Origin of the sequence: Bacillus fonticola, assembly GCF_012955605.1 — a bacterium.
GTDB classification, from domain to species: domain Bacteria; phylum Bacillota; class Bacilli; order Bacillales; family JC228; genus Bacillus_CG; species Bacillus_CG fonticola.
Window position 1 is genome coordinate 748,464 of record NZ_CP052135.1, and the last position, 12,308, is coordinate 760,771.

The 12,308-nt window shown below is 41.3% G+C and carries 14 protein-coding genes and 1 pseudogene; 5 read left to right on the top strand and 10 right to left on the bottom strand.

All coding sequences use genetic code 11. The annotated features are described in order from the left end of the window. Positions 1-164: 164 nt before the first annotated feature. Positions 165-410, bottom strand: a pseudogene (locus tag HHK01_RS03615) (IS5/IS1182 family transposase); the annotation flags it as partial. A gap of 262 nt (positions 411-672) precedes the next feature. Continuing rightward, the gene (locus tag HHK01_RS03620) at positions 673-918 is read right to left on the bottom strand and encodes a DUF1128 family protein (RefSeq protein ID WP_322619379.1); all 246 of its coding nucleotides are present in this window, start codon (positions 916-918) and stop codon (positions 673-675) included. Positions 919-1,316: 398 nt separating this feature from the next. On the opposite strand from HHK01_RS03620, the gene HHK01_RS03625 reads away from it, so the two are divergent. Continuing rightward, positions 1,317-2,843 (top strand): recombinase family protein, encoded by a 1,527-nt coding sequence (locus HHK01_RS03625; protein ID WP_170006469.1) that lies wholly within the window; start codon positions 1,317-1,319, stop codon positions 2,841-2,843. 97 nt (positions 2,844-2,940) lie between these two features. Here the strand turns inward: HHK01_RS03625 and HHK01_RS03630 are convergent, their stop codons facing one another. Further along, on the bottom strand, positions 2,941-3,186 hold the full coding sequence (locus HHK01_RS03630; protein WP_159362263.1) for a hypothetical protein: 246 nt from the start codon (positions 3,184-3,186) through the stop codon (positions 2,941-2,943). Positions 3,187-3,419: 233 nt separating this feature from the next. Here HHK01_RS03630 and HHK01_RS03635 point away from each other — a divergent pair, with 233 nt between their 5' ends. Further along, the gene (locus HHK01_RS03635; RefSeq protein ID WP_048009494.1) at positions 3,420-3,602 is read left to right on the top strand and encodes a hypothetical protein; all 183 of its coding nucleotides are present in this window, start codon (positions 3,420-3,422) and stop codon (positions 3,600-3,602) included. A gap of 131 nt (positions 3,603-3,733) precedes the next feature. Here HHK01_RS03635 and HHK01_RS03640 read toward each other — a convergent pair whose 3' ends face one another. The 6 genes from HHK01_RS03640 to HHK01_RS03665 all read right to left on the bottom strand — a co-directional run bounded on the left by HHK01_RS03640 (position 3,734) and on the right by HHK01_RS03665 (position 7,006). Next, on the bottom strand, positions 3,734-3,979 hold the full coding sequence (locus HHK01_RS03640) for a Rok-like winged helix domain-containing protein (protein WP_079509838.1): 246 nt from the start codon (positions 3,977-3,979) through the stop codon (positions 3,734-3,736). Positions 3,980-4,841: 862 nt separating this feature from the next. Further along, positions 4,842-5,486, bottom strand: a complete 645-nt coding sequence (locus HHK01_RS03645) for a hypothetical protein (RefSeq protein WP_170006470.1) — start codon at positions 5,484-5,486, stop codon at positions 4,842-4,844. Between the two features lie 76 nt (positions 5,487-5,562). Continuing rightward, positions 5,563-5,826 (bottom strand): hypothetical protein, encoded by a 264-nt coding sequence (locus HHK01_RS03650; RefSeq protein ID WP_169098049.1) that lies wholly within the window; start codon positions 5,824-5,826, stop codon positions 5,563-5,565. 1 nt (position 5,827) lies between these two features. Continuing rightward, positions 5,828-6,034, bottom strand: a complete 207-nt coding sequence (locus HHK01_RS03655; protein ID WP_169098051.1) for a hypothetical protein — start codon at positions 6,032-6,034, stop codon at positions 5,828-5,830. Positions 6,035-6,119: 85 nt separating this feature from the next. Next, positions 6,120-6,716 carry a hypothetical protein gene (locus HHK01_RS03660; RefSeq protein WP_169098053.1) on the bottom strand — a complete coding sequence of 199 codons (597 nt, stop codon included), beginning with the start codon at positions 6,714-6,716 and terminating at the stop codon, positions 6,120-6,122. 62 nt (positions 6,717-6,778) lie between these two features. Continuing rightward, positions 6,779-7,006 (bottom strand): helix-turn-helix transcriptional regulator, encoded by a 228-nt coding sequence (locus tag HHK01_RS03665; RefSeq protein WP_169098055.1) that lies wholly within the window; start codon positions 7,004-7,006, stop codon positions 6,779-6,781. A gap of 1,345 nt (positions 7,007-8,351) precedes the next feature. Here HHK01_RS03665 and HHK01_RS03670 point away from each other — a divergent pair. Next, the gene (locus HHK01_RS03670) at positions 8,352-8,714 is read left to right on the top strand and encodes a YtxH domain-containing protein (RefSeq protein ID WP_170006471.1); all 363 of its coding nucleotides are present in this window, start codon (positions 8,352-8,354) and stop codon (positions 8,712-8,714) included. 12 nt (positions 8,715-8,726) lie between these two features. Next, positions 8,727-9,566, top strand: a complete 840-nt coding sequence (locus HHK01_RS03675; RefSeq protein ID WP_407646925.1) for a YihY/virulence factor BrkB family protein — start codon at positions 8,727-8,729, stop codon at positions 9,564-9,566. A 698-nt stretch (positions 9,567-10,264) separates the two neighbouring features. Here the strand turns inward: HHK01_RS03675 and HHK01_RS03680 are convergent. Further along, complete coding sequence (locus HHK01_RS03680; protein WP_170006472.1) at positions 10,265-11,473, bottom strand: MFS transporter; 1,209 nt, start codon at positions 11,471-11,473, stop codon at positions 10,265-10,267. Between the two features lie 123 nt (positions 11,474-11,596). On the opposite strand from HHK01_RS03680, the gene HHK01_RS03685 reads away from it, so the two are divergent. Continuing rightward, positions 11,597-11,986, top strand: a complete 390-nt coding sequence (locus HHK01_RS03685; RefSeq protein WP_170006473.1) for an OsmC family protein — start codon at positions 11,597-11,599, stop codon at positions 11,984-11,986. Positions 11,987-12,308: the final 322 nt, after the last annotated feature.

Here is a 12,308-nt window from a genome sequence, read left to right on the forward strand (position 1 = left end):
TTTTAACCGTTGAACTGGGATGTTGATTTCCGCTACAGGCGGACGCTTTCCGCGGGCGGACCGTGAGCCTCCTCGTCGCTCCGCTCCTGTGGGGTCTCACCTGGTCACGCTTTTCCCGCAGGAGTCGCCGCCTTCCGCTCCAATCAACGGTTTAGAAATTAAGATTGAGCATGAACACAGCCTATAGATGCATCTAGTTGAGCTTTGATCTTCTTTTCAAAGAGGGGAAGAGTGGCTTCTTTTTCAGCTTGTTCAACTAGCCACTGCTCACGTTCTGCTTTCAGTTTGCGTCCGCGTTTTTTAGGTTCAGTTTTGGGCTTTTCTTCTTTTGGCGGTGCCTGATCACGGGCTTCAAAATGGGTGGCATCAATAGCGATCGTATCATCTGTAATAAAGCCCTCATCTATCGCTGAAATCATCTCTTGATAACGTTGGGTAGGTTCCATCTCGTATAATTCTTGGATGCTAAACAAGCTCTCTTGTCATATAATGGACAAAGGGAGTCTTTTGGGTTTGAGTTGATGCTTACCATTATACAAGACTTGGGGAGGTACTCCATTTTTTGTGCCTGAAAACCCTTGTGCCGCATGGTCTCAGAATTATGAAATTCACTCACTTACAAAACAAATAAAAATAGGAAAGGACGAACGAGTTTCAGTTCGCCCTTTCACCCTATTCCTTTTCCACTTTTCGGCGAAGTCGACCTAACTCCTCCGCGATCGCCTGATACTCACTCGGCGAAAAATGATTTTGACGCTTTATTACATCGTATAAATCCTTCAATTCATAATACAGCTCTTCATGTAAATCAGCCGCCTTCAAGGCACCAAGATTTAACATATTTAGCTTTCGTTCCATTTCCTCCACCATAAATCTCATATTATCTTTCGATGCCTTTAACAGGTCCATACTCATCATTCCCTTCCACTTCTATCTTTTCAAAGGAAGAGAAAAGTGTCAACTGGATGTAGATTAGATTTAAAAGAAGCACTACCTGTTCAATTTTTAAGGCTATTTTCTAAAAGTTTGTTGCTTTATTAATGAAATTGTAAAGTCAATAGTGTTGCGTATCACTTCGAAACAATCATTTCAAAAATATTTCCTCTTAACGTCACAATAACCGTTTTCACACAACACATTTAATTGTGAAGCAACCACGAAATTGAAAACGGGAGGGACGACACCAATGAGTAAAAAAGGTTATATCTCCGCAAGTAAATTTCACTCCGAATTCATAAGAAGCGACGCAACCGACCGACTAATTGCTAATTGCTATAACGCAATTAAAGAAAAAATTAGAAGGGAACGACGGAACAATGATTGCACTATACGCACGGGTATCAACCGAAGAACAAGCTAAAAGCGGGTATTCACTTCAAGACCAAATTCGCCAATGCCGTGAAATGGCGGGCAAAAATGCTGAATGTATTGAATACGTGGATGACGGCTATTCGGGGGGATTCCTTGAACGTCCGGCACTTTCAAAATTGCGGAATGACCTTCGGGAAGGACTAATTGACAAAGTTATTGTCTATGATCCCGACCGTCTATCACGGAAACTTGCGAATCAATTGATTGTTACGGAAGAAATCGAAAAACGGGCAAAATTAATCTTTGTCAATTCCGAATACAAGAATACACCCGAAGGAATTTTGTTCTACCAAATGCGGGGGGCATTCTCGGAATTTGAAAAGGCGAAAATCAAAGAACGTATGACTAATGGAAGACGTGCAAAGGCTCGCAAGAACAAAGTAGTCAAAGACGTCAAGGTTTATGGATACAAGTTCAACAAGGAATCGCAAGAACTCGAAATCTATGAACCCGAAGCAAAGATTGTTCGATTGATTTTCGAACTATTTACCGACCCACGGGGGCGGGTACAGGGTATAAACGGAATCGCCCACTATTTGACCGACAAAGGTATTCCGACCAAAAAACGAAAAGGCGTTTGGCATAGGCAAGTAGTCCGCCAGATTCTTATGAATGAAACCTACACGGGTGTATTCTATCACAACAAATGGAATACAGAAGGAATGCTCGTCAACAAATACAAGGATTCAGACGACGAAAAGGTTTCAATGACCTTACGACCTAAAGAAGAATGGATTCCCGTCGAAGTTCCTGTGATTATCGAAAAGGAAACATTCAAGTTTGCCCAAAAGTTGTTGAAGGAATCAAGACGTCGTTGGGCTGGTACTTCAAAGAACAAATATCTTCTTTCGGGATTGGTTCGCTGTGGCGATTGTGGCAATACCATGACGGGGCGACGGGCGAAGAATTGGGGAACTTACGTCTTTGAATATTCCGACGCCAAGAACACCGCAGGGGCAAAGCATAAGGGTTGTGGCAATCGGGTCAAATGTGAAGACCTTGACGCTTATGTATGGAATCATTTTGTCAATGTCATAACAACCGAAGGGGAATCGGCATATTCCGAAGTCGCCGCAACAACCGAAACCCAAGATTCAATTCCATTCGAAGAATCGGAATTACAACGCATTGAAGCCGAACTCATTCGTATTAAATTGGGTCGGAAACGTCTTCTTGACTTCATGACAAACAATGCCGATATTGTGGACGAAGAAGATATTCGCAACCAATTGAAAGAGTTAAAAGAAAAAGAAGATCACTTGTTGAAGTTGAAGGAAGAAACCGCTGCATTGCTTGAAGAACGGAAAAACAACGAAGTCAATGACGAAATTCGGGCAAAGGCGGTTGAACGATATTTTGAAAACGAAAATCCCGAATCTATGTCGATTGAAGAAAGGCAAGAACTACTTCGAATGTTATATCGGGAAATTCGGGTATATTCAAACGGAAAAATTGACTTCATTTCATTGTAGGACGTTCCAATTAGAGGAGCGTCTTTTCTTTCGAACAAAAAACCGCCTTTCGACGGTTCAAAAAATCAAGTATAGCCCCTGTTAGTTGAAGATAATCCTACATATCTGAAATAGGTCTAATAGAGATATTCACATCATCAATGTCATTTTCGTTAGATACCATTCCGAATATCCTACAATTACCGCATTTTTTACATTCAAACATATATCTGATTTCCTCGTTATACTCATTTCCGTTTTCTTCGCTTTGAAATTCTATTTTTAGAGTGCTTTTATGCCATTGATTATCGGAACATACATCACATTTAAATTCCTTACCCCAAATTTTTACTTCGTATAGCATTGAAAAGACACCTCTCAATTTTTAACAATCGCTTATAAGTTCAGATAATTCAGATGGTTTCATTCATTCTTATTGAACTCAAGCACCCGTTAGTTTAAGTGTATTTATTCACAAACTTAAGACCTTATTAGACACCTGCCTGTTTCCTTTCTATACGTCCGTCCTTTATTTGTTGGTATAAATTTAAATGCGGTTACAGATAATATCCCTATAACAAATTAGGGGGTTATGAAATGGAAGGAGCAACCACAAGTAATAATGGAATGAGCACTTCTAATAAACTAAACCTTTCAGGTCTTGGTGTTGGAGCAATTGTACTAACCACTCTTTATACTGCTGTTTTAGCTTCGCAGTTAATGGCTACCAAACATAAAGTCGATTACCTTTATTACAAAGAAATAACACAAAATAAATAGCTTATTATAGGCGGTGTTTTTTTCACCGTCTTTTATTATACATAAAACAGCAATTTGAGCTAAACTGCCATGTTAGTTGAAGAAGAATGTCTAATCTGGTGAAAAAACTCTACTTAGACTCTATCCTACGGTTATTCAACTAACTTCGAATAACCTCGTTTCCCCTTGACGACCCTTTTGTCGTCCTTTCTTAATCCCCACATAACGTGATTAATCTCACCAAAGCGGATGCCGAATTTCTCATATATGTAATCAGAAATTTCTTCGTGTGATACTTCCACACCTTTGCCTTTCTGCCGCATGAACTCAATTATTGCGGGTTGGATTTCTTCCTTTCCAACCGTTTTTCTTCCATTTAGATATTCGTTCTTTGGCATAATGGACTCCCCTTTCATATTTTTGTAATATTATAACATATCCTATCTACGATTGGTCGCTCGTTTGAAGGACGTTCCGTGAAGTGTAGTGACCCGATATTTCAAAATTGTTGTGTATATTCTGAAAGCGTCTTCCTCCGCCAAAAAGACCCCCCGTCCCCCCGTGGGTGGGGTCGAATATATTCCGTCCATTTCTTTCTGTGCTTGTGTGTAAAGCGATTGAATCCATTCCGAATAGTTATTGTCTTTGGATTAAATGTCGTTGACCATTAGGCTTATGTATGGTCTTGCAAAGATATAGCAATCGTTGTATAAACATACGGAAGACAACACGTCATTACAATTACTATCTTATGGACAAACCTATTGCTATTCGTCATATAATACAGATTACACGACCAATCGCATTTTGACGTCTTCAACAAATCCCTATAAACAAAGGGTTTGTCGATTTCGATTCGTCGTATATCAAAAATGTATTTTTGTCATTCGTCGTATAATGCGAATATGTCCACTTGTATCATTACAAAAACGGCTGAATCCATTACGACTGAAAGTATTTTGCCGATTTCTTCCCGTGTAAATTTCGGACATTTCGGAACGCATAAAGCAATGTTTACGAAGGAATCAATCCCTTTCGTTCGGTTCACTTTGTATTGAACGAAATGTCACTTTTGGTATTCGTGTGACATGGCGAAAAGCCGTTCAATCCCTTGTGCACCAACACTTTAACACACTAAAGAAATGAAGCGAGATTTCTATAATCGGACATATAACGACAGGTTTGCGGCTATTTTACAAAATCAATCTACACCAACTTCATATGTATTAGGAACGACGTTCTTGTCGTACCAAGTTCAATTTAAAAATAACCTTTCGATTTCAACCAATTCATTCGTATTTGTTCCAATCGCTTTAATTCCGCCTTGACCGCTTTGACGTATGCTGCACGGGCTTCTGATTCTGTTTCAAACGTCCCAATATGCTTTCCACAAACTCCAACCTGGTATTTACCGCTTGACGTCTTCGTAAATCCTTTTGCATGGTTCAATTTATATTTCAAACAATTCTCACGGTCGGTAACCACTTCAAGGTTTTCGTCCCGATTATCAAGAGTTTGTTCGTTTTTATGATTGACTTGAATTGACATTCCCGTTTCTTCGAAAAATCCGTTGTATTTGGCAAGTTCCTGACGCATGATGAATCTATGCAATTGTTCCTTTCTTCGAATTCCTTTCCCAACGGCGATATTTGCGTAAATTCCATTGTTCCCTAAGAAAGCGGCGACTTTTCCTTTCTGCAATACTTCCGACAATCTATGCTTCGAAATTAGTGTTTCCCGCCCGTCCTTCAAGAATATTGTGACACTTCGGTCGTCGTTGAACTTGAAGTCATTGAATCGGCGACAACCGTGCAAACCGTTCTTTCTCTTAATATAATTCAACAATTTGACCTCGTTTTCATTTATTGGTTCAAATCTAATATTTCCATCAGCTTCAACAAACATATTGATGACCTCCTATCCCAAGTTCGTTTTGGTGTGTTCATTTTGACCAATCAAAAAGACGCCCCGAAGGACGTCCTTACTTCTTTAATTCGATTGTTGTTAATTCTCCACTTTTTTCACGTTCCTTCTGCTGGCGGATCTGCTCGTCGTACATTCCAATTGCAATTAAACAAATTGGTGGAAGATTGTGTCCTTCATTAAGCAATTTACGCCAATACTCAATTTGCTCGACGTTATGCTTTTCATTTTTCTTAGCTTCCTCGACTATCTTCTTTGACTTCGGACTTTCCGCATAACCTTTCGCAATTTCTTCTAATGCTTTACGTTGTGAATATGCCATATTAATTCAACCCCCTTTTATATCTTTCAAGACGTTCCTTTGCCCGTTCCAATCCCTTAGGTCGTGCGATACGGACTTCGGTTGTAGATACGCCAACTTCTTTCGCAATATCTTCAAGCGACTTGCGTTCGCGTTTCATGCGAAGAATCATATCAAGCGTTTTAACTTCATATTCCGTCTGTTTCACTAACATTTCGAGTGCCGTCATTCCGATACACCACCAAAATGTTTTTCAATTATGACCAATGACCAAACTGCAATCAAGAAATGAATCATTGCAAGAACATTCATAATTACTTCACCCAAGCGGGAACACGACCGCTGGAATACGTTTTTTCTTGTGTTTCAGTCTTTAATCCAAGACAAAATTCTTCGGGAGTATAATCCTTTGGTGAATAGACTTTTCGTTCATTAATAGTTCGACCATACTTATCGGTAGGAATCCCTAAGTCAAACATTGTTTTGTTGTATTCTTGATTTACATTCCCGATTTCGTTCTTAATTTGACCAAGTTCCGCTAATTGCTTCAATAATTCATTTCTTGCAGCAATCACGGATTCAACCTTATTGTCATATCGGGATTGGATTTCCTTCAACCTTTTTTCACGGTGTTCTTTTGCGAACGGAACAAACTTTTCAACCGCTAATTTTTTGCGTACTGCATAGGCACGTTGAAGAAGTTCGGTTGTTTCGGCAAGTTCAGATTTCTTATCGTTCAACAATACCTTTGCTTGTTCAACGTCGGATTCAGAAACAATCCCTAAAAGTAATTGTTCGGTTGAATCTTCGATTGCTTGCGTTAATTCAATTACTTGATTCGTCAATTCGTCTTGCTTGTTTTCCAATTCTTGAATTTTAGACTTGACCGCTTCCAATTGTTGCTTTGACATAAATCAACTCCCCCCTTTTTACCGCAACACAATGTTGCGTTTGAATTTTCAATTTGATTTTTTCATTCACTTTCAAACCTACGCATGATTTTCAAATTGCGAATTGCTTCGATTTCTTCTGGCTTAACGTTGAATCGGTAAATGATTCGTTGTTTAAGTCGTTCGGAAATTGGCAATTTGTCAGATTCAATTAGCGAAATCATTTGTTGAGATACGCCAACTTCACGGGCAAAATCGCCTTGATTCAGTCCTAGATTCGTCCGCAATGCTTTGACAACAAATCCTTCCATACTTTCAACCTCCTTTTAAATTAGTAAAAAACAAGTTCTTGACCAAAAAGTAATGTCCCGCCAATAAGACGGGCAATCGCACTACTGCACGCTGCTTCGATAGGTCAAATCGAACTTGGGTCGGCAACCAATATTCAGTTGTAAAAAAGCGGATTCCCCCGTTAAAGAACCCGCTTCTAATTATCAATTGTTCTAAAACGTCCCTTGTAAGTTACAATTGGACTAAATTCGTAAAAAACAAGATACAATGTATAAAAAAATGCGACGGTCACGGTAAAAAGCTCGCAACCAATCGCATTTTCTCGGAGGAATAACCGATTGTATGTCAATGCCGCATACGTAAACGGCAAGGATTAATTTTATGTATTTTCGTTTAATCGTCTTTGACGTCTATTTCGTATTAACGTTTACTTCGTAATTTGCGACAATATTATCGAATCTATATTGCGAATATCTTTGTCGTTATCTAATTAACTTTGTCACTTATGTTCCAAAGTTAAGCAAGCTTTGCTTGCACCGTTCTTGAGGAACTTGATTTTTAGTTCCGAAAGAATGGTTACTATCAAGCGAAGTATTGTATCGAAGTTTCGTTGAAACTTACGAAATACTAACGTTATCTAAGCGACTTCTACTTCGTAATTCAACCGCAAAATCCCTTGACAAGCGCCACAAACACGATTTAACACAAATTTAATATCTCTGTAACAATTTTGTAACATTTATTGGCATAACTTCGTAAAACTTGTCCTTGACTATGCACACATTTGACATTAGAATCGAAATCTCACTACACAGTAGCTATATGATGCGACATACTGCTATGTTGATTTCCGCTCCAGGCGGACGCTTTCCGCGGGGCGGGCGGTGAGCCTCCTCATCGCTGCGCTCTTGCGGGGTCTCACCTGTCCCGCTAATCCCGCAGGAGTCGCCGCCTTCCGCTCCAATAACGAACAGATAGTGATTTACAAAATTCCCTTATTAAGTGTTGAGTTCATTACAAACAAGGAAATGTTTGTTCACTTTTGAAATACACTCAGTATCTACTTTGTGGGATGTACTCTCAAAACCAGCGGAGGAAATACACGTAGACTCCTGCGGAAAAGCGGAGACGCTGAGACCCCGCAGAGAGCGTTCTGTGCGAACGAGGAGGCTCAGCGCGGAGCCCGCGGAAAGCGAAGTGTATTTCCGGAAGCGGTATTTAGCCCACTGTGAATTTTCGTTACGTCGTATCATGGGTCAACTGTTTAATAAAACGAAAAGATCCATTTTTAAAAATAAGGGTTTCATTTGCCGTACTTTGTGGAAGATAATGAAAATAGTATGTGAACGAAAGGAGAGGATCTCATTGGCAAAGAAATTTTGGATTTCTGTAGCGATTGGGGCAGCAGTGGGTGGAGCTGTCTCACTAGTTGATCGAAACACTCGTGCAGAGGTGCGTGCGTCATCAAAGGAAGTATGGCAAACGATTCAACAACCGAGTGAATGGGGAAGCGCCTGGAAGAGAAAGATGACTGAAGTGAAGTCTTTTGCAGATGGAGTCTCTTCAGACGTGCAGTTTCTCTCTGAAAAGGTACAAGATATCCGGGAGATTACGCCACAGGTTATGGGAATTGTAGAGGATACGAAAACGACCTTCCAACAAAAGAGACGTGGAAAAACCGTGTCCGAGCCAAAGATCGTTAACGAGACGGATACGTTTGAACTTTAAGTAAGGAGCGAAATGCACATGCCCTCTCAAAAAGTAGGCGCTCGTTCTATTTTCTTTAGAATGCTCGAGCGGATCCAGCGGGACGACGTATTTGGACTTGCGGCGCAGCTATCGTATTTTTTCTTGTTGTCCCTGTTTCCGTTGCTCATCTTTTTAGTCACTCTCCTTACATTTTTACCAATTTCAGCGAATGATTTATTGAACGTAATCCGTGACTTTGCACCTGGGGATTCGCTTGCTCTTATTGAAGAAAATTTAAGGGACATTTTAAGTAAAAATAATGGGGGGCTACTTTCCTTTGGCGTGCTGGCGACTCTCTGGTCAGGTTCAAATGGGATTAGCGCCATTGTGAAAAATCTAAATCGAGCCTATGGTGTAGAAGAAAACCGCCCCTTTTGGAAGGTGCGTGGGACGAGTGTCATCCTGACGATTGCGATGATTTTTGTTGTTGTGATCGCCTTGTTATTGCCTGTGTTTGGCAAGCAAATCGGGCTGTTTGCTGCGATGCAGTTTGGCATATCAGATGAATTTTTAATCATTTGGAATGCCGTGCGATGGGTTGTTAGCGCACTGATTATTTTCCTTGTGTTCGTGGGATTGTATTTTCTTGCACCCAATTTCCGTTTGCACATTCGAGATACGTTAGGTGGGGCGTTTCTCGCAACGGTTGGATTTGTGCTCGTTTCCTTTTTGTTTTCGTACTATGTCGGAAACTTCGGAAATTATTCAACAACGTACGGCAGTATAGGCGGGATCATCGTCTTAATGATCTGGTTTTACTTATCCGGCATTATTCTCTTGATTGGTGGAGAATGGAACGCGCTTAGACGCGAACTAAAGCACCGTAAATAGTAAAAGATACCGGTCACCTCGGTACATGCGATCCTCACCACAGGGAAATGTAAGGATACCTGAGAGAGAGGAGGCGACACCACGTGACCAAGCATACAAAAAAAGACGGTAGCAACACAAAGCAAAACAAAAAGAGCCATCCAAAACACAAGACGTCAAGCTCCGCAAACGGTCAAAATGGGTACCACTAAACGAAAAGCGGAAGCAGCTCGACCAGGGACACCCGCTCATCTCGGTGCCTTCGTAGAAATCGTTCTTTGATTTCTACGGAGGTGACGAAATGCCGCATGGTGGTGCCCTAGCCGCTGGAGCTGAACAAAAAAACCAGGCTATCGAATATCGATAGCCTGGTTTTTGCGGTGTGGAGTCGGAAATTAACGGCGGGTTACCGACATATGTCGTAATAACGCTCTTATCTCTTGGATAACGCTCTTATCCCAGGAATAACGCTCTTATCTCAGGAATAACGCTCTTATCTCAGGAATAACGCTCTTATCCCAGGAATAACGCTCTTATCTCAGGAATAACGCTCTTATCTCAGGAATAACGCTCTTATCCGAGGAATAACGCTCTTATCCGAGGAATAACGCTCTTATCCCAGGAATAACGCTCTTATCCCAGGAATAACGCTCTTATCTCAGGAATAACGCTCTTATCTCGTGAATAACGCTCTTATCCGAGGAATAACGCGCTTTTCCCTATCCTTTCGCTTGCGATCCGGCACTCGCTGATGAGGTGCGAACTTGAGTTTGCCCGAATTGTAGGCAAAGAAATATAAGTCCAAGCATTCCGCCAAGAAGCAAAGTAAATGGGAGCTCTGGGAACAACTCGATCAAAATTCCACCGATAAAGGGCCCCGTCATACTACCAAAGCTGAAAAAGGCGCCACATAAAATATTCCCAGCTGGCAGCAATGAAGGCGGGACAAGGTCTGTCATATAACTGATGCCAAGAGAAAATGACGAACCGATAAACATACCAGCTACAAAGAAACACGCGCCGAACAACCACGGAATTTCTTCAACAAACGAGGACAAAATGAAAAATAATGTACCTCCAGACAGCGCAATGCGTAAAATAGGCAGCCTACCCAATCGATCACTAAGGACACCGAGCGGGATTTGTGTGATGATCCCACCGATCACAAAAGCGGGAAGTAAAACGTAAGACACGTATTCGACCGAAAACCCTTGTCGTAAGGCATATACAGGGAAATTTCCATTTATAGACGCTTCAAGAAATCCATAACCAAACGGTGGCAAAAAGGCAATCCATGCAATTCTTGTTACACTACCAAATCTGTGAAACGTTCCACGAATTCCGAGAGTGGCTACTTCCTCTTGCTCAACTTGAGGACGCTCGTTTGCTAAAAACCAAATGCCCAGCCACGCAAACAGACTAAGAGCAGCTGATATCCAAAATGGTGCGTTCGCATTCCACTCTACAAGGGGCACCATAAACGGTCCTAGTGCAAATCCGAGTCCAAAAAACAATCCGTATAAAGAGATGTTCCGTCCCCTTTTTTCTACCGGTGAGAAGCTGGTAATCCACGTTTGTGTACCGAAATGTAGCATGTTGTCACCGATTCCGATTAACAATCGAAGAGCGAACCAGAACCAAAACGACTCCCACACAGGAAACAAAGCGAGTGAACTAATGACAACCGCTCCTCCTGTAACGATCAGCGGTTTATAACCAAAGGCTCTTAGTGGTTTTTCCATAAAAGGAGACGCTAGTAAAATTCCTATATACAAAGCTGTCGCGTGCAACCCGTTCACAGACGATGAAACCCCTTGTTGTTCAAAGATGACTGCTAGTAACGGGAGCAGCATCCCTTGGGAAAAACCAGAAATAGCTACGATGACGACCAGAATCCACAGGCGAGCTGTATGTGAAGTGATTTGCATGTAAAATCCCTACTTTCTAAACACCTTCTAAGAGTAAAGCCGAACACATAAGTTGGCAAGGGTTTCCGAAGAGATTACAATGAGAACAAACGAAAACAGAAGCATAGACAAGGGGTGGGTATCGTGAAATTTACACTAACAGATCAAGGTGGCTTCCAGACGGATCTTTCTTTCGGGAATTTACGTGTCTCAGGTAATGAGGAGTTGGGTTTTCGGCCTTACCAACTGATGGTTTCTTCTATTGCCGTTTGTAGCGGAGGCGTATTGAAAAAGGTGTTAGAAAAGCAGCGTTTAGTTGTGAAGGATTTGACGGTAGATGCCGACGTAACGCGAAGTGAAGATGCAGTGAACCGTATTGAAAAAATTCATCTACACTACACATTAACAGGTGATCTCCCGGAAGTAAAAGTACAGAAGGCTGTTGAATTAGCCAGAAAAAATTGCTCGATGACTCAATCGGTAATAGGGAGTATTGACATTATAGAAACGTTTACCATCAAACATCCAGTGTAATGTAAGGTGAGGCGCTACTTTTTACGCAGTAAAAGTATCAGCAATTCTATCGTGTGTCTCAAGGACTGTCTTTGCCTCGGGGCCAGCCATCCCATAGTAAAAAGCGTGACGCGATTCCCAAATCGGAATTGCGTCACGCTTATTTTCATCAACATACTCACTAGTAACAGACAGTTATTGATGAATGAATCGATGGCTTCACCAACCTTAAAAACGTCTTCTATGGATGCACCTTACCCAGGACACGTTCACAAATCCAAGACTCTGTAGAGAATGGAAAAGACGTTTTCTCCGATAAACACCCCTCCTTGATGTTGCTTCT

What these genes read in the sequence shown, in the direction of transcription:
- HHK01_RS03620 (WP_322619379.1), bottom strand. Translation starts at nt 918, where the DNA reads ATGATGAGTATGGACCTGTTAAAGGCATCGAAAGATAATATGAGATTT.
- HHK01_RS03625 (WP_170006469.1), top strand. Translation starts at nt 1,317, where the DNA reads ATGATTGCACTATACGCACGGGTATCAACCGAAGAACAAGCTAAAAGC.
- HHK01_RS03630 (WP_159362263.1), bottom strand. Translation starts at nt 3,186, where the DNA reads ATGCTATACGAAGTAAAAATTTGGGGTAAGGAATTTAAATGTGATGTA.
- HHK01_RS03635 (WP_048009494.1), top strand. Translation starts at nt 3,420, where the DNA reads ATGGAAGGAGCAACCACAAGTAATAATGGAATGAGCACTTCTAATAAA.
- HHK01_RS03640 (WP_079509838.1), bottom strand. Translation starts at nt 3,979, where the DNA reads ATGCCAAAGAACGAATATCTAAATGGAAGAAAAACGGTTGGAAAGGAA.
- HHK01_RS03645 (WP_170006470.1), bottom strand. Translation starts at nt 5,486, where the DNA reads ATGTTTGTTGAAGCTGATGGAAATATTAGATTTGAACCAATAAATGAA.
- HHK01_RS03650 (WP_169098049.1), bottom strand. Translation starts at nt 5,826, where the DNA reads ATGGCATATTCACAACGTAAAGCATTAGAAGAAATTGCGAAAGGTTAT.
- HHK01_RS03655 (WP_169098051.1), bottom strand. Translation starts at nt 6,034, where the DNA reads ATGACGGCACTCGAAATGTTAGTGAAACAGACGGAATATGAAGTTAAA.
- HHK01_RS03660 (WP_169098053.1), bottom strand. Translation starts at nt 6,716, where the DNA reads ATGTCAAAGCAACAATTGGAAGCGGTCAAGTCTAAAATTCAAGAATTG.
- HHK01_RS03665 (WP_169098055.1), bottom strand. Translation starts at nt 7,006, where the DNA reads ATGGAAGGATTTGTTGTCAAAGCATTGCGGACGAATCTAGGACTGAAT.
- HHK01_RS03675 (WP_407646925.1), top strand. Translation starts at nt 8,727, where the DNA reads ATGCACATGCCCTCTCAAAAAGTAGGCGCTCGTTCTATTTTCTTTAGA.
- HHK01_RS03680 (WP_170006472.1), bottom strand. Translation starts at nt 11,473, where the DNA reads ATGCAAATCACTTCACATACAGCTCGCCTGTGGATTCTGGTCGTCATC.